A 15,241-nucleotide genomic window follows, 5' to 3' on the forward strand; every position below is an offset into this window, starting at 1 on the left:
CATCGGGGGGGCCCTTCGGGGTGCTGGCGATTGTCGCTGTGACCCAGTCCACCACGAAGGTGCCTCCCCTTCCATCGAAACTGTCAACCGGGCCCACCCCCATTTCGGCTCTCTTTGCGACAGAGCCTGAAGTCGAGCCCCAGCAGATCCCGCAAGTGCCGGACGATATTGTACTTGAGCAGGTCGATCCGCTCGTCGACCCGCAGGGCGCTCAGTTCGTCCGGGGTCAGGTCGGCCAGTTCCTCGCCGGCCTTGTTGATGGCGCGGACCTTCTGCTCCTGGAGCACCTCGTCGGTGATGTCCCGGGTCAGCGCGATCAGGGATTGGATGCCGCCGTCGAGGTCGAGAATCGGGGTGACGTTGAGCCGGAAGTAGTTGCCCGTCCCCAGCTTGAGGATACAGCCGGCGGGCCGCTTGGTTTCCTCCGCCTGGGCGAACGGGCAGAGGTCGGGCTCGCACCGCTCGGGGTTGTCGAGCACCTCGAAGAAGGGGCGGTCGATTGGGTCGCCCTCGACCACCGCCAGGTTGCGGAACTCGGGATTGTACCAGAGGATCCGCAGCGAGTCGGGCTCCACGACCGCCACGCCGTCGGCGATCGCTTCGAGGATCTCGTCCGACTGGATCAGCATTCCCGCCCAGCGCACCGCCGAGAGCTGGGCGGCGGAGACGAAGACGCCCTCAAAGGACTGCTCCCGGAGCAAATAGAGTGCCCGGGCCATGGTGCGGGCCTGGACGATTTCAACGGAGTCGTCCAGGGCGAAGCGGGCCGGCAACGCGGGGTCGGACTCGCGATCGATGACCAAGACACGAGGCTTCTCGGACACGCGAGGCGACCTCCCCGGCGCCGCGGACTGGGCTCTCCGGGCCCGAGATGGCCCCCGCTTCTCCGGGGCCCTCGGACCCGGCCTCATCCTACCCAAGCCGGCACCGGCCGGGCAAGCGATTGATGAAGGATCGATCGCCTCCACCGGTTCTCTTCCGAGCCCCGGACCGCTCCCCGGCGCCGTCGAGCCGGGGAGCGGCCGTCCCAGGTGGGCGCTTGACACCCCGGCCGAGGCCGCCGTAGCATCGGCGGAGATCCGATCGATCGATCGCCGGGGGCTTGCGATGTCTTCTCCCGATCGCCTGACCGCCCGAGATGGCGGTCTGCTTGTCGTCGACCTTCAGGCGAAGATCCTCGCCCCGATCCGCTACGGCGACCTCGTGGTGGCCAACGCCGTCCGCCTGATCCGAGCGGCTCAACTGCTGGCGATCCCCGTCTGGGCCACGGAGCAATACCCTCGGGGGCTCGGTCCGACCGTCCCCGAGGTCGCCGAGCTGGTCCCCGAGCGCGCCGAGAAGATGACCTTCCATTGTTGCGGCGTCCCCGGGCTCGAGGAGCAGTTCCGGGGCCGGGATCTCCGCCACCTGACCCTCGCGGGCATCGAGGCGCACGTCTGCGTCGCTCAGACCGCCCTGGAGCTCATCGATCGCGGCTTCCACGTCCAGGTGCCGGCCGACGCGATCGCCTCCCGCGGCAAGATGGACTGGGAATTCGCCCTCCGTCGGATGGAGCGGGCCGGCGTGGTCATCTCCACCACCGAGGCCGTCCTCTTCGAATGGGCCGAAACGGCCGACCGCCCCGAGTTCAAGGCGGTCAGCGCCCTGGTCCGGGACTTCTCCCCCCCTCGGAAGCGCAAGGAGAAGGACCGGGAGAAGGGCGAGTTCAAGATCCGCACCCGGCCCATCGACCGCTCCCCCGATTCCGCGACCGAATGAACGACCGGGCTCGCGATCGAGCATCCCTCTCCCCGACGCGACGGGAACCGCACCGCTCCGCACGTCGGGGTGACGATCCGGACCCTCCCGCCCTCTTCCGACTCGAAGGATCTTTCGCCGTGTCCATCCCCGCCTCGAAGCCCCTGGAGCCCTCCCCTCGCGTTCTCCTCGGCCCCGGGCCCTCGAACGTGCCCCCCCGCGTCCTCTCGGCCCTGGGGATGCCGCTGGTCGGCCACCTCGACCCGGAGTTCGTCGGCCTGATGGACGAAATGCAGGCGATGCTCCGCCTCGTCTTCCGCACCGAGAACCCGATGACCCTGGCGGTTTCGGGCACCGGCTCCGCGGGGAAGGAAGCCGTGGTGGTCAACCTCATCGAACCGGGAGACCGGATGCTCGTCTGCGTCAACGGCGTCTTCGGCGGCCGGATGGTCGACGTCGCCCAGCGAGCCGGCGCCGAGGTCTCCCGGATCGACCGCCCCTGGGGAGAGGTCTTCGATCCCCAGGAGGTCGAGGAGGCGATCCAGCGCGACCGCCCCAAGCTCGTCGGCATCGTCCACGCCGAGACGTCCACCGGGGCGCTGCAGCCGGTTCAGGAGATCGCCCGGATCGCCCACGAGCACGGCGCGATGATCGCCATCGACACCGTCACCTCCCTCGCGGGCGTCCCCGTCGAGCTCGACGCCTGGGACATCGACGCCGCCTACTCCGGCACCCAGAAGTGCCTGAGCTGCCCGCCGGGGCTGGCCCCGGTGTCGTTCGGACCCAGGGCGATGCAGGCGATCCAGGCCCGCAAGACCAAGGTCCAGTCCTGGTATCTCGACATGACGATGATCGGCCGGTACTGGGGCTCCGACCGCTTCTACCACCACACGGCGCCGATCAACATGACGTTCGCCCTCCGAGAGGCATTGGCGAGCGTGCTCGAAGAAGGGCTCGACGCCCGGTTCGCCCGCCACGCGCTCAACGCCCGGGCCCTCGCCGCCGGCCTCAAGGCCATGGGGATCGACCACGTGACCGCCGAGGGGCACCGCCTTCCGCAGTTGCACTGCGTTTCCATCCCCGAGGGGGTCGACGATCTGACCGTCCGCAAGCGCCTGCTCGCCGAGTGGAATGTCGAGATCGGCGGCGGCCTGGGCGACCTGAAGGGCAAGGCCTGGCGGATCGGCCTCATGGGCTACGGCTCCCGCCGCGAGTCGGTCACCCTGGTGCTCGCCGCGCTCGAAACCTGCCTCCGAGACCTCGGCGCCTCCGTCGACCCCGGCGCCTCCCTCGCCGCCGCGGCCGAGGTTTACGCCGGCTCCCCGGCCGCCGCCTCAGCCTGACGCCCGACCGGCCTGCCGTCCTCCCCCCGCCGCCCGACCCACCAGCAGGCCGATCCCCAACGCGACGATCAGCCGACCGAACAGGCGGCTGATCGGCGTCGCCGCCAGAACCTTCTCCACCCCGGCCATCGGGAAGGCGAGCGTCCCGAGCAACTGGAAGGCCACGGCCCCGAGGGCGGCGCCGCACGCCCCGGCGCCCGCCGACGCGATGAGCCCCCCCTTCGACTCCCCCTTCCCCACTCCGAACGCCAGACCCGCCGCCAGGCCCGAAGGGATCCAGAGGGCGAGGTGCATGGTAAGAGAAGGCAGGAGGTCCTGCGTCCCGGGCGTGCGGATCGCTTCGAGCAGGGGCAGCGCTCCCAGCGGCGAGACCGCCCCGAGCCCCCCCCCAAGGAGCATCCCCAGCGCCCCGGCTTTCACGGCGGCCCGGCGACTCCTCCTGAAAACGCCGCCGGCGGCGCCCAGCGCCAGGCCGACGAGCGCCCCGAACGCCGCCAGGCTCCGGATGGCGGTCAGGCGATCCGCCTCCTGAATCGCCTCGGCCGTGGTGGCGACCGTCTGCGTTACCTGGCCCATGACGACGAGGTTGCTCTGCTGGGGGGGGACCCGAACGATCGGGGTTTCCCCGAGACCCCAGGCGAGCAGCGCGCCGAGGGCGGCCCCCGCCGTCACCAGGAGGGCCTGACCTCGCCCGGGAGTCGAGGGAGACTCCGTGGGGTGGGGAGTCGACGTCGCGCTCGGCAGGGAATCGGCGCCGCCGGGGGAGCGATCGGTAGCCATGGGCGATCACCCGAGAGAGCGATGAGAATGGGAGAGAACCGCTCGGTACTTCTCCGAGGCAACCATCCTCGGGAAGGTAAACCAACCGGCCGACTGATGCAAACGGGCCCTCTTCTCGGATTGGGCACCAAACGCACACGCTGCGTTCTTGATTTCGCAAGATGGTCTGCCGATAGTGGCTCCCGCGAGGCAATTCCACCCCCATCGCCATCGATGCCCGAGGGCAAGGGATTTCCCAGAGGCCCCGGGTGGCGAGGCGTCACCTCCTCCACGGGGTCTATCGCCGATGAAGAGGCGCAGTGGATTTACTCTGATCGAACTCCTCGTCGTCATCGCGATCATCGGTGTTTTGATCGCGCTGCTCCTGCCGGCCGTCCAGGCCGCTCGCGAGGCGGCCCGAAGGGCCCAGTGCACCAACAACCTGAAGCAACTCGGCCTGGCGGTCCATAATTACGTGGACTCGAACCAGTCGCTCCCTCCCTTCAACACCAGCATTGACGAGCGGCTCCACTGGGGGACGCCCGTGTTCGACCCCTGGCCGCTCGACTGGGCGGCGTGCACCCTGCCTTACCTCGAGCAAGGGGCGCTGTACGCCGCGGTGAACTTCGACCTCGGGGCCGTCGGCTCCCCGCAGAACGCCACGGTGCTTCGGACCCTGGTGAATACGATGGTCTGTCCCTCGGACGGCGAGCTCCCGGCGGCCGGGCCTGGCTCGTCGTGGCGAAACTACGCGGCGAACATCGGCGGGCCCCCGCCCAGCAACGTCGGCCCGGTGAGCATCGCTCGGCTCCGCGACGGGACCTCGAGCACCGCGCTCTTCAGCGAGATGCTCGTCGGCACCGGCCCCCCCTCTCCCGTCCGGGCCGATCATCCCCTGGCCAAGCACGGCTATGCCTTCAAGCTCTCACTTGATAGCCCTGTCGACCAGGGGGCCAACGGCGCCGCCGCCGCCCAGGCCTTCGTGCAAGCCTGCCGGAGCATCCCCGGGAGCCAGACCTCCTTCGGTACCTTGACCCCGGCCAACGGCTCCCACTGGATCGGCACCAACCCCGGCTCCTGCATCATCTGGTCCGGCTACAACCACTACAACGGCCCGAATGGATACAACTGCCAGGCCAATAACGACCCGAACACCGGCGGGTACGGGAACATCATGAACGCCTTGCCCCCGAGCAGCAACCATCCGGGAGGCGTCAACGTCTGCTTCGCCGACGGTTCGGTGAAGTTCATCAAGGACACGATCTCCCTGCCAACCTGGTGGGCGATCGGCACCCGAAACGGCGGCGAAATCGTCAGCGCCGATCAGTATTGATCTCCTTGCGGCACGATCAATCACATCGGGGAACGGGCGAAGGTTCCCTGGAGCCTCGCCCTCCCCGTTCCTCCGTTCCGTTCGCTCTCCAACGCTTCGGGGCCGGGCCGCTCGAACCCTTGCCGACGATCCGGCCCAACTCTGATTGCCCCGAGGAAGCCCATGCCCCGAGTCCTCACCCTACTCTTCGCGATGGTTCTGACCGTGGCCGTCAGCCTGGCGGGTTGCGGTCCGAGCCCCCCCGAGCCGACCGGCGAGGCGTACGAGCCGCCCAAGGAACTCGATCAGATGAAGGCCCAGATGCTCGAAAATTACAAGAAGGGGACCGTCAACAAGGCCCAGTGACACCCCCTCGGGATCATCGGGACCGACCCGAGCGGCCGATCCTTCGCCCGCCCGCCAGTCCGGAGGGAACTCGGCATCATGGCCCGGCCCGTCCCCCGCGAGCAACCCGCGACACTTCAGGCCGACTCGCTCACGCCCCAGAAACCGGTCCGTCCCCGGATCGCCTCGGTGGCGAGGGTGTTCGGCCTGATCGCGGGGTTCGGGCTCCTGGTCCTGGCGACTCGGCTTTGGAGGCCCGAGGCGCCGGATTCCCTCCTCCAGCGTGCCCAGGATGCGTACCGCGCCGGACAGCACGATCTGGCCGAATCGCTGCTGGACCGCCTGGCGAGAATCCGGGAGCCGAACCCCCTGGATCGGCTCCTCCGGGCGCAGGTCGCCCTCGCGACCGATCGCCCGGAAGCGGCGCTCGACGAGCTCTCCCGGATCCCGGACGATCATCCGATCGCCCCGATCTCCCGGCTCCTCCAGGGGCAGGTGGCCATCCGGCTCGGGCGCGCTGTCCAGGCCGAGTCCTCCTTCCTTCGGGCGATCGAGTTGCAGCCGAGGCACGTCCAGGCCCGTCGGGAACTCTGCTTCATCTACAGCATTCAGCGCCGGCTTCGCGACCTTGATCTACAGCTCGCCGCGCTCGCCGAGCTGGGAGAGCTGACGCCGAGCTACGTCTTGCATTGGAGCAAGATTCGAAACGTCAACTGGAATTACGAGAAAGACCTGGAGCACCTCCGCCGGTTCGTCGCCGAGGATCCGACCGACCGCCGCTCCAGGCTCACGCTGGCCGAGGCGATCAAACGATCGGGGGATCTGGCCGAGGCCGATCGGCTGCTTGCCCCCCTGCCCCGATCGGATCCCGAGGCCGCCGCCCTCCGCGCCTCGATCGCGATCGAGCGGGGCGATCTGAATGCGGCCTCGGAGGCACTGGTCGAAGCGCCTCCCGACCACCCCGCCGTGGCCAGGTCCCTCGGCGAGATCGCCCTCATCCGCCTGGATCCCGAGACGGCTCTGCCGTCGCTCCGGATCGCGGTCCGGCATGACCCGTCCGATCGACTCTCGCTGTTCCTGCTCGGCCGGGCGCTCAGCCTGCTGGGACGCGACGAGGAAGCCGCTCCGATTTTGGAGACGGTGCGGCAGAACGACCTGCTCGGGCAGATGATCGCCCAGGCCTCCGCGAAGGCCACGATCGATGATCCGGAGCTTTGCCTGGAGATCGGTCTGGCCTGTCAGCGCCTCTCCCGGCCCCTGGAGGCCCGCGCCTGGTTCGACATCGCCCTGCTGATCGACCCGTTCCACGAGCGAGCCCAGGAGGCCCTGGCTCTTCTCGACGACGGCCAGCCCCCCCTTGAGACCACTCCATGAGGACGGTCGAGGATCGCTGGCGAGGCCGCGAGTGACGGACGGCGCGATGACGGGAGGACGCGAAGATCAGCGCCTCGCTCCTTGTCGCATGGATCGAGGGTGCCTGGGCGATCTCGGGGGCACCGGGAGGAACCGGGCGAGTCATCGGCCCCGCCCGGAGGCGGGGCCGGCGATCCGATCAGGAGGAGGGGACGAGGCCTTCCCGCTCGTCGATCGTGAGGACCTGGTCGGCGTCCAGGCCGGTGAGCTGGGTCACCTTGCCCGAGGGCCAGGTGATGGTCAGCGCATCGACCTTCGACGTTTCGCCCAGTCCGAAGGTGATCGGGGCCTCGACGGCCGAGAGGTAGCCCTTGGCCGTGAAGTGTTGGCGGTACTGGACCCCGTCGCCGGCTCTTAATTCGAGCCGAGCCCCGAACCCGTCCCGATTCGACTCGCGGCCGACGAGCCGGACGCGAAGCCAGTGGTGCTCGTTCCCCCCCTCGTTGCGGAAGAGGCGGGCTCGCTCGCCGCTCGAGGTCATCACCACGTCGAGGTCCCCGTCACCATCCAGGTCGAGGTAGGCGCTGCCTCGGCCGACGATCGGGGTGAACAGGTCGGGGCCGGCGACCTCGGGGCCGACCTGGGTGAACAGGGTCGACCCCGGCTTGCCGCTGTTCCAGAAGAGCTGGGCGGGTTGCTGGTAGCGCTCGCTCGCCTGGGTCTTCTCGATGTCCGATTCGAGATGGCCATTGACCGAGAGGAGGTCCTGACGGCCGTCGAGGTCGTAGTCGAAGAAGAAGAGGCCGAACTTCAACGGGGGCTGCGTCGGCGCTCCGAGTCCGAAGACGCTGGCCATGTCGCTGAAGATCAGCCGGGTCGGGTCGTCGGCGACGTACAGCGCCGTCATCTCGTTGGCGAAGTTGGCGATCGCCAGGGCCACCGACCGGTCGTTGCGGAAGTGGGCCCAGTCGATCCCCATCGCCCCTCGGACCTGGCCGTTGGGGTCGAACGAGACGCCGGAAACGATGCCGAGTTCCTCGAAGGTCCCGTCGCCCTGGTTGCGGAACAGGAAGTTCCGGGAGGTGTCGTTGGCCACGGCCAGGTCGACGAAGCCGTCGCCGTCGATGTCGAAGGGGGCGACGCCAAGGGCCTTGGCCATCGGGTCTTTCAGTTCGTCGGTGACGAGCCGAATGCCGGCGGCCTCGCTCACGTCGACGAAGGTACCGTCCCCCTCGTTGCGGAGCAGGACGCAGTGGTCCCCCTTGAAGGCGGTCGGGGGACCGTACGCTCGGCCGGATCCCGTGCCGGCGAGCTGGAACCCCTGCGCCCGGTCGTACTCGGCCGACCAGTCGACATAGCAGCAGAGGAATAGGTCGAGATCCCCGTCGTTCTCCAGATCGAAGAACGCCCCGGAGGTGAGCCAGCCGTCGCCGGCCCCGGCGCCGGCCTCGTCGGTCACGTCAACGAAGGTCCCCCCCTCGTTGCGGAAGAGGCGGCCTCCGGAGACGGTGGTGATGTACAGGTCGGGATCCGAGTCGTTGTCGATGTCGCCCACGACGGCCCCCATCCCGAAGAGCGACACGTCGAGCCCGGCGGCCGAGGTCACGTCGGCGAAGGAGCCGGTGCCGTCGTTGCGGTAGAGGGCGAGCGAGGGGGCGTTGGGGGCGTCCTCGGGGAGGTCCCAGGGGCGCTGGTTGACGAAGAGGAGGTCGGGGTGGCCGTCGGTGTCGTAGTCGATCACCGCCACGCCGGAGCCCATTGTCTCGGGTAGCAGCTTCTCCCCTTGGGCGGCGTTTTCGTGGACGAAGCTGATGCCGGCCTCGTCGGTGATCTCGACGAATCGAACGCTCGGCAGCGTGGCGGTCTCGACGACCGGCGCCTGCTCGGGGGCGGCGGCCTCGGGGATGTAGTCCGCCCCCGAGTCGCCTCCGCAGCCGGCCAGCGACAGGACGACGGCGGCGAGGGCGGCGAGCAGCACGGCGGCGTTCATCGCCTGGACCGGGCCGGCCTGGCCGTGGGAGGAAATGGGGGCGGTCATTCCGTCACCTCGCTGGTCGCTCGGGGTTCGGGCTTGGTGCGGCTGGCCTCGGCGGGAAGCTCGGGGGCGCCGGGCCGGTGCAGGTCGTGGATGACGATCGACTGGGCGTTCTGGTCCGCCGCCGGGTTGGCCTCTCGGGCGATCCGCTGGGCCCGGCCCTCGGCGGTCTCGTCGGGTCGGACGAAGTTGTGCAGCGCCTTGTGGGCGGCCTCCAGGGCTCGGGACACCTCTCCCCGGGCCTCGGGGTCGTCCGCCGCCTCCCAGGCCGGCCCGAGCCGATCGACGACCTCGATCAGCGTCCCCACCCGGGACGCGAACTCGGGGCGGGGCCCGGTGACGAAGGCGTCGATGTCCCTGGCGAGCGTCCGGGCCTTCTGAGCGCGGTCCGCCGCGGCGGCCTCGCGGTTGGCGACCGCTTCCGCGGCCTCGATCAGCGCCTCGGGGGTCGGTGGCGGTCCCTCGAGGGGCTCCAGGGGAGCGCGATCCGGGACGAATTCCGCGTAGGCGCGGCCCAGCCCGTAATGGGCGTCGCCGTTTTCGGAGTCGATGGCCAGCGTCCTCCGGAACGTGGCGATGGCCTTCGCCATGAACGCCAGGCGCTCGGGGCTGTCGATCGGCTCGATGCGCCCTCTCAGGTCGAGGGCTCGGCCCAGGTCGTTGATGACGATGTAATCCTGGCTGAAGTCGAACTTCCGGCTGGGGACCTTGGTGCTGAGCACGTCCTCGAAATTCTTGATCGCGGCGTCGACGTTGCCGAGCCGCAGGTTGAGCTGGCCGGTGAGCCAGTTGATGGTCCACTTGGCCGAGGAGTCGGGGTCGGCGGCGGCCTTGCGGAGGGCCTCCAGGGCGTCGGCGGTGCGCCCCTCGCGCAGGTAGACGCGGGCGAGGTTCACCCAGCCGTCGGGTTTGTCGTAGCGCTCGGCCACCGTGAGGAAGACCGGCTCGGCCTGCTTCAGCTCGCCCTTCTGGGCCCCTGTCTCCCCGCCTTCAAGGAACAGGCCGATCCCGTAATCGTTCCACCGCTGCCATTCCTCGGCGATTGGCGAGGGCGGGTTCTCCGGCGTCGGCTCGCCAGCGACGGGGAGGCGGATGGAATCCTTCGCCATGACCACGACGGGCAGCGGGTCCGGATCGCCGTCCTCGTCCGGGTCGGGTCCCTTCCCCTCGCCATAGACGTAGTCGAGGTAGGTGCGGTCGAACTTCCGGTAGTTGACCTGGGCCTCCAGCTCGATGGGCCCCGCGATCCCCTCCTCCGGCACGTCGAGCCGGAAGTGGACCACCTGACCGGCGCCGGGAGGAATCTGGCGGTTATAGAGCGGGACGAAGATGTCCTGCGCATTGCGGCGGTCGATCCGGTTGCCGAAGCGGTCGAGCATGTAAACGTTGATGAAATGCGAGTATGGGTCGACGTATCCCTTGTCGTCCATGCCGCCGGACTTGCCGATCACCCGGTCGCCCGACCTCGCCGTCAGCTCGACCCAAATCTCGTTCGAGTCGACGGTTCCCTGCGAGAAATGGTGGCCGACGCCAAGCGTCCGGACGACGACCTCCACGAGATACGACTCTCCCGGGACAAGCTCCGGGATCTCCGGCCGGAGCGGGGCGATCAGCTCTCCTTCGATCGTTCCCCCCGTCCGCAGCCCGAACAGGTCGACTCGGATCTTCTTGTCGGCCAGGTACTCGGCGTGGGCGGCCTCGGCGTTCTCATGGCCGAGCGCGGCCGCCAGTCCCGTATTGGCCCCGAGGAACAGGTGGTTGTGGATCTCTCGGCCGGGCTCGCCGTCGAAGTTGCGGGCGCCGAAGTCGTCCGAGGCCACAAAGTTCATGTGGCACTCGGTGCAGTTGGTCCGAGCGACCGGCGGGTAGTAGAAGCTGCGGGCGCCGTGGCCGGAGACTCCCGAGAGCAGGTAGGAATCGTGGTGGTTCTGACCCCGGGTAAAGTCCTTGTACTGGTTCAGCTCATACGGGAGGCTGACCTTGTGGCACGTGGAGCAGAACTCGGCGGTCTTGTGCAGCGGCTTGAGGAAGGTCTGCTTATGCAACGCGGGCTTGGCCTTCACCAGCGTCCGATTCACCCACTGGAGGATCTCATTGTCGCTGAAGGCGAACGGGTAATGCTGGGGCTCCTCGATGGTGTAATCCGCGTTCCCCCGGGTGCTATTGACGTGCGTGATCGAGTGGCAGGCGGTGCAGGTGATGCCGGCGTGGGCCGTGGGGTCGTTCTCGTCGTCATACTCCGGGTTGTCGAACTTCCCTGAGAGGAACGGCACGGGGTCGTGGCAGCCGGCGCACCATCGGGACGCTTGGGGGGTGCCGTCGCGACGGATCGAGACCTCCCGCGTCTCGCGGACGGAGGCCAGATACAGCGGGTTGTTGAACGAGCTGAGGTGGTGCGAGGAGTGGAACCAGCCCTCGTAGGCGTCCTGGTGGCACTCCATGCAGTACTCGTCCATCATCAGCGTCCGAGCCGGAATCAAGTTCCCGTCGGCGGTCTTGACCTCGGACGGGAAGAAGTACTTCGCCCCCTCCCTCGGCCCCTGCTTGTTCGCCTGCCGGGGGTCGTGGGTGTGCATCGCTCCCATGAGCACGACGACGGCCGTCACGCCAACGCCCCAGAGCCTGGCGTACTGCCACTTGATCCTCGGCCCGGCCAGCCGGTGCCGGACGTACAGGGCGATCGCCAGCACCGGGGTCAGCAGGTGCAGCCAGTAGCCCACTTCCCGGACCACCGGATCCCGGACCTCGAACCCCTCGATCCGCACCAGGACCAGCCCTGAGATCAACAGAACCAGCGACGAGATCAGCAGCATGATCCCGTACCGGATCGCCGCCCGGTTCGGCCGCTTCCAGGACGTGACCAGGTGCCCGAACCCGAAGACGATGAAGGGCACGATCAGGACGAAGCCGAGAAACAGGTGGAGCGCCACCATCAGCATGTAGAAGTACGTGTCTTGCGGCGCTCCGCTCAGCCACGTGATGAGGGTGACGCTCGCCATGTAGATGCCCGTGGCCCCGAGCACGGCGAAGCCGACGAGCACCATCCACAACAGCGGGCGGAGCCGCTTCCCCACCGCGGGCGTGTAGACGAACCCGCGGCGATCGCGCATGGGTCGCGGCGCGGATTCGGGACGTTCGGTCGCGGACATGCAGGCCCTCCTCGGCCTCGGCGGCCGACGCTCAAGGACGGGGGTTCGGATCGGGGATCAGGGGATCGGGACCGACTCGAACCGACCGGGAGGCACGACCGCCGATCCCCCCGAGTGGGCGGGGAAGGAATGTGGTCGCGGCAACGGCCCTCGAGAGGCAAGGTGATCGAGGGCCGCCGATCCGGTCGGCCAATCGGGGCTGGCCGGGGGTGGTCAGCGATCCCGAGGAGGGCGATCGATCCGAGAGGGGGAGGAGATGGGGTGCAACCGAGTCGACCGGGGGAGGATCCGGGCCTGAGGGGGAGCAGGGGCCGGCTCCCGGACGGTCGAGAAGAGGGAGCCCCCCAGGTCAAGGACTCGGGACGAGGGCCGCTCGGGGTGTTCGAGCGGGCAGAGCGGGGCGATCCGCACGGGGGCCGGCGCAACGATCTCGGGCTCCCCGGGGATCGGGCTCGAGGGGGGATCGACGCCGTCAAAGAGTCCGAAGACGGGACGATTCGGAACGTGGCAACTCGCCGCCGTCGCCTGTCGACCCGAACCGACCGCGAGCACGCCCCCGAGAAGGGCGGCAAGCAACGCGACCTGCCGGGAGAAGGCGGGGGACGCGGGCACCAGATCGGCTCCGAGACGACGTGATCGCGACGATGGGAGGTTGACATGCAAGAACACTCCTAGTCTGGAGGGAGGGCTCCGGCGTGTCAAGCGCCTACCGAGGAACCACCGTCCCCGTCCGGTTCGACGGGCCGGATCAGCGAACCTTCCGCCGCTTCCCCTCGTAATCGACAGGATCTCGGCGAGTTCCGGCGACGGACGGCCGCGACGCGCTGGGGCGGTTGGGTCGACGAGGATGGGGCCGGTTGTGGTATCCTGGAGCATCCGGCGCCTCCGGTTGCCCGGTGCCAGCCCCCGGCATCCGCCCCGTTCCCTCCCCGATCCCCGGGAGCGAGGCCCGGCGACCCGCGCCTCGATGCCGAGCCGATGGCTCCCCGGCGGGAGCCCCGAGCAGACCCTTTCGGGTCTGATGACGGAGCCAGCCGCCTCGATCGATCCGCGACGCCCCGACGCCCGTCGTCGGGATCGATGCGACCCCGACGCCCACCCCGAGGAGGACGACGCGTTGTTCGCCGGACCAATCATCGCCCGGGAACTCCTGACCGCTCCCCGGCCGCCCCGGTACTACGCCGCCCGGGCGTCCTACGCCGGCGGGCTGCTCATCGTGATGCTGACGGTCTGGCAGGTGCTGGTCGGCTGGGACGAGGGCAATGCGATCAGCATCCTCTCCCGGTTCGGGGCGATCCTGTTCTCGTTCTTCGCCTACATCCAGCTCACGCTGATGCTCTTCTTCGCCCCCATCGCCTCGGCCACCGCCGTGGCTCATGAGAAGGACCGCCGGACCTTCGTCCTGCTGCTGATGACCGACCTGAGGGATGTCGAGATCGTTGTCGGCAAGCTGCTCGCCAGCCTGCTGCAGATCCTGACCCTGCTGCTGACCTCGCTGCCGGTCTTCTTCCTGTGCCTGCTGCTGGGAGGCGTCTCCTTCGGGCAGGTGATCGACCTGTTCCTCGTCACCTTCGCGGCCGGCATCTTCGGCGGGGCGCTGGGCATGGTCGTGGCGCTTTGGCGCGACCGGACCTTCCAGTCGATCGCCCTGACCGTCCTGCTGATGGTGCTTGTCCTCTTCCTCGGAGAAGCTGTGGCCCGAGTCCTCCCCGAGTCGAACGTGCTGGCGACCTCCCTCAGCCCGTTCCAGGCGGCGGGGGAGGCGATCCGCCCCCGCCCCGACCGCCTGGTCGGGCCGCTCGGCGCCGCCAGCCTGGTCTTCACGGGGATCTACCTGGGGGCCTCGGTCCTACTGGTCCTGTTCTCCATCGTCAAGCTTCGGGTCTGGAACCCCGGCAAGAATGAGCCGAGGGAGCAGCGCGAGGGGCAGGGTGAGGCCGAGGTCGTCGAGCAGATCTATGAGGTCAGCGAGGAAGAACTTGCCCGGCCCGAGCCGGCCGTGGTCGGGGCGACCATCGCCGCTCACGTCGCCGAGGCCCGGGGAGACGATCCCTCCCGGTCGGTCAGCTTCTCGGCCGTCGGCCCCGACGAGGGGGCCGGCGACTCCGGCGACTCCGCCGGGCGACCCCACCCCGTCTCCTTCTCCCGACGAGAGACCACCGGCCTGCACGTCCCCCGGCGGACGCACCGCCGAGTGGTCCGCACGTTCCAGCCCTATCGGCAGGTCTGGAGCAACCCGATCCTCTGGCGAGAGCTTCGGACTCGGGCCTACGGCACCAAGCCGCTGATCATCAAGGGGGCCTATGTCCTCACCTTCGCCCTCGGGGTGATCGCCTACTTCGGAAGCATCACCCCGGAGTCGGGGCCCTGGGAGGGGGCCAAGGCGGCGATTCCCGCCCTGCTGGCCGTGCTCAGCCTCATTCTCATCAACGCCCAGGGGGTGACCGCCCTGACCAGCGAGCGCGACAGCGGCGCGCTGGACCTGCTGCTCGTCACCGAGCTCTCTCCGAAGCAGTTCATTTACGGCAAGCTCTACGGGGCTCTCTACAACGCCAAGGAGATGGTGGCCTTGCCCATCGCCCTGGCGGTCGCGCTCTGGGCGACGGGGGCGGTGCGGCTCGATTCGCTGGTCTTCGTGCTGATCAACTTCGGCGTGCTCGCCCACTTCTCGGCGATGCTCGGGCTGCACGCGGCGATCACCTACACGAACAGCCGGCAGGCGGTGGCCAACAGCCTGGGCACGATCTTCTTCCTGATGCTGGGCATCCTCTTCTGCGCCGCGCTGATCATCCAGAGCCGGCAGGAGTTCGCCCGACAACTGCTGAGCTTCCTGGTGTTCATCGGCGCCGGGAGCGTGGCGCTGTACGGCTCGCTCGGGGCGAAGAACCCGTCGCCAGCGATCGGCCTGGTGGCGTTACTCACCCCCTTCTGGAGCTTCTACTGCATCATCAGTATCCTGCAGGGGGATTTCGGGGCGGCCTTCCTGGTCAGCCTCGCGGTCTACTCGTTCGCCCTGCTCTCGATGCTGATCCCGGCGGTCAGCGACTTCGACATCGCCTTGGGCCGCACCAACGCGATCCAGGGCTAGCGGGGCCGCGACGCCCTCGCCCTGATCGTCCCTCCCACCCGCCTCGTCCTGCCCCGAGTGTCCGGGATCGATCGCCGATCCCGGCCCCGGGGCTTCGACTCGATCGACCGAGGGAAAACT

Annotated in this window: 11 protein-coding genes; 7 read left to right on the forward strand and 4 right to left on the reverse strand. The window is 68.8% G+C overall.

The window, feature by feature from the left end; genetic code table 11:
* Nucleotides 1-83: 83 nt before the first annotated feature.
* Nucleotides 84-824, reverse strand: coding sequence for a PAS domain-containing protein (locus TsocGM_RS08295; protein WP_158633434.1), 741 nt, complete (start codon nucleotides 822-824; stop codon nucleotides 84-86).
* Nucleotides 825-1,107: 283 nt separating this feature from the next.
* On the opposite strand from TsocGM_RS08295, the gene TsocGM_RS08300 reads away from it, so the two are divergent.
* Together TsocGM_RS08300 and TsocGM_RS26920 are read left to right on the forward strand one after the other, a co-directional pair.
* Nucleotides 1,108-1,758 carry an isochorismatase family protein gene (locus TsocGM_RS08300; protein WP_126724845.1) on the forward strand — a complete coding sequence of 217 codons (651 nt, stop codon included), beginning with the start codon at nucleotides 1,108-1,110 and terminating at the stop codon, nucleotides 1,756-1,758.
* 119 nt (nucleotides 1,759-1,877) lie between these two features.
* Nucleotides 1,878-3,080, forward strand: coding sequence for a pyridoxal-phosphate-dependent aminotransferase family protein (locus tag TsocGM_RS26920; RefSeq protein ID WP_261341624.1), 1,203 nt, complete (start codon nucleotides 1,878-1,880; stop codon nucleotides 3,078-3,080).
* On the opposite strand, the gene TsocGM_RS08310 is transcribed toward TsocGM_RS26920, so the two are convergent.
* The gene (locus TsocGM_RS08310) at nucleotides 3,072-3,860 is read right to left on the reverse strand and encodes a hypothetical protein (protein WP_126724847.1); all 789 of its coding nucleotides are present in this window, start codon (nucleotides 3,858-3,860) and stop codon (nucleotides 3,072-3,074) included. The two genes, TsocGM_RS26920 and TsocGM_RS08310, sit on opposite strands and share 9 nt — an antisense overlap.
* Before the next feature lie 286 nt (nucleotides 3,861-4,146).
* Between TsocGM_RS08310 and TsocGM_RS08315 the strand changes: the two genes are divergently transcribed.
* From TsocGM_RS08315 to TsocGM_RS08325, 3 genes are all read left to right on the forward strand, one after another.
* The gene (locus TsocGM_RS08315) at nucleotides 4,147-5,172 is read left to right on the forward strand and encodes a DUF1559 family PulG-like putative transporter (RefSeq protein WP_126724848.1); all 1,026 of its coding nucleotides are present in this window, start codon (nucleotides 4,147-4,149) and stop codon (nucleotides 5,170-5,172) included.
* 162 nt (nucleotides 5,173-5,334) lie between these two features.
* On the forward strand, nucleotides 5,335-5,517 hold the full coding sequence (locus TsocGM_RS08320) for a hypothetical protein (RefSeq protein ID WP_126724849.1): 183 nt from the start codon (nucleotides 5,335-5,337) through the stop codon (nucleotides 5,515-5,517).
* Nucleotides 5,518-5,595: 78 nt separating this feature from the next.
* Nucleotides 5,596-6,870: a tetratricopeptide repeat protein gene (locus tag TsocGM_RS08325; RefSeq protein WP_126724850.1), complete on the forward strand. Its 1,275-nt coding sequence runs from the start codon at nucleotides 5,596-5,598 to the stop codon at nucleotides 6,868-6,870.
* 178 nt (nucleotides 6,871-7,048) lie between these two features.
* Here the strand turns inward: TsocGM_RS08325 and TsocGM_RS08330 are convergent, their stop codons facing one another.
* Both TsocGM_RS08330 and TsocGM_RS08335 read right to left on the reverse strand, forming a co-directional pair.
* Entirely contained in the window at nucleotides 7,049-8,887 is a 1,839-nt protein-coding gene (locus tag TsocGM_RS08330) for a CRTAC1 family protein (RefSeq protein WP_126724851.1), read from the reverse strand.
* Nucleotides 8,884-12,033, reverse strand: a complete 3,150-nt coding sequence (locus TsocGM_RS08335) for a multiheme c-type cytochrome (RefSeq protein ID WP_233578593.1) — start codon at nucleotides 12,031-12,033, stop codon at nucleotides 8,884-8,886. Before TsocGM_RS08335 ends, TsocGM_RS08330 begins: the two co-directional genes overlap by 4 nt.
* 504 nt (nucleotides 12,034-12,537) lie before the next feature.
* On the opposite strand from TsocGM_RS08335, the gene TsocGM_RS27565 reads away from it, so the two are divergent.
* Both TsocGM_RS27565 and TsocGM_RS08340 read left to right on the forward strand, forming a co-directional pair.
* The gene (locus tag TsocGM_RS27565; RefSeq protein WP_261341625.1) at nucleotides 12,538-12,669 is read left to right on the forward strand and encodes a hypothetical protein; all 132 of its coding nucleotides are present in this window, start codon (nucleotides 12,538-12,540) and stop codon (nucleotides 12,667-12,669) included.
* 481 nt (nucleotides 12,670-13,150) lie between these two features.
* Nucleotides 13,151-15,121, forward strand: a complete 1,971-nt coding sequence (locus TsocGM_RS08340; RefSeq protein WP_126724852.1) for an ABC transporter permease subunit — start codon at nucleotides 13,151-13,153, stop codon at nucleotides 15,119-15,121.
* Nucleotides 15,122-15,241 lie beyond the last annotated feature (120 nt).

Source organism: Tautonia sociabilis (genome assembly GCF_003977685.1).
Taxonomy (GTDB): Bacteria; Planctomycetota; Planctomycetia; order Isosphaerales; family Isosphaeraceae; genus Tautonia; species Tautonia sociabilis.

Excerpts from the sequence above, each read along its gene's own strand:
- TsocGM_RS08300 (WP_126724845.1), top strand. The coding sequence starts at position 1,108 with ATGTCTTCTCCCGATCGCCTGACCGCCCGAGATGGCGGTCTGCTTGTC.
- TsocGM_RS08310 (WP_126724847.1), bottom strand. The coding sequence starts at position 3,860 with ATGGCTACCGATCGCTCCCCCGGCGGCGCCGATTCCCTGCCGAGCGCG.
- TsocGM_RS08315 (WP_126724848.1), top strand. The coding sequence starts at position 4,147 with ATGAAGAGGCGCAGTGGATTTACTCTGATCGAACTCCTCGTCGTCATC.
- TsocGM_RS08320 (WP_126724849.1), top strand. The coding sequence starts at position 5,335 with ATGCCCCGAGTCCTCACCCTACTCTTCGCGATGGTTCTGACCGTGGCC.
- TsocGM_RS08325 (WP_126724850.1), top strand. The coding sequence starts at position 5,596 with ATGGCCCGGCCCGTCCCCCGCGAGCAACCCGCGACACTTCAGGCCGAC.
- TsocGM_RS08330 (WP_126724851.1), bottom strand. The coding sequence starts at position 8,887 with ATGACCGCCCCCATTTCCTCCCACGGCCAGGCCGGCCCGGTCCAGGCG.
- TsocGM_RS08335 (WP_233578593.1), bottom strand. The coding sequence starts at position 12,033 with ATGTCCGCGACCGAACGTCCCGAATCCGCGCCGCGACCCATGCGCGAT.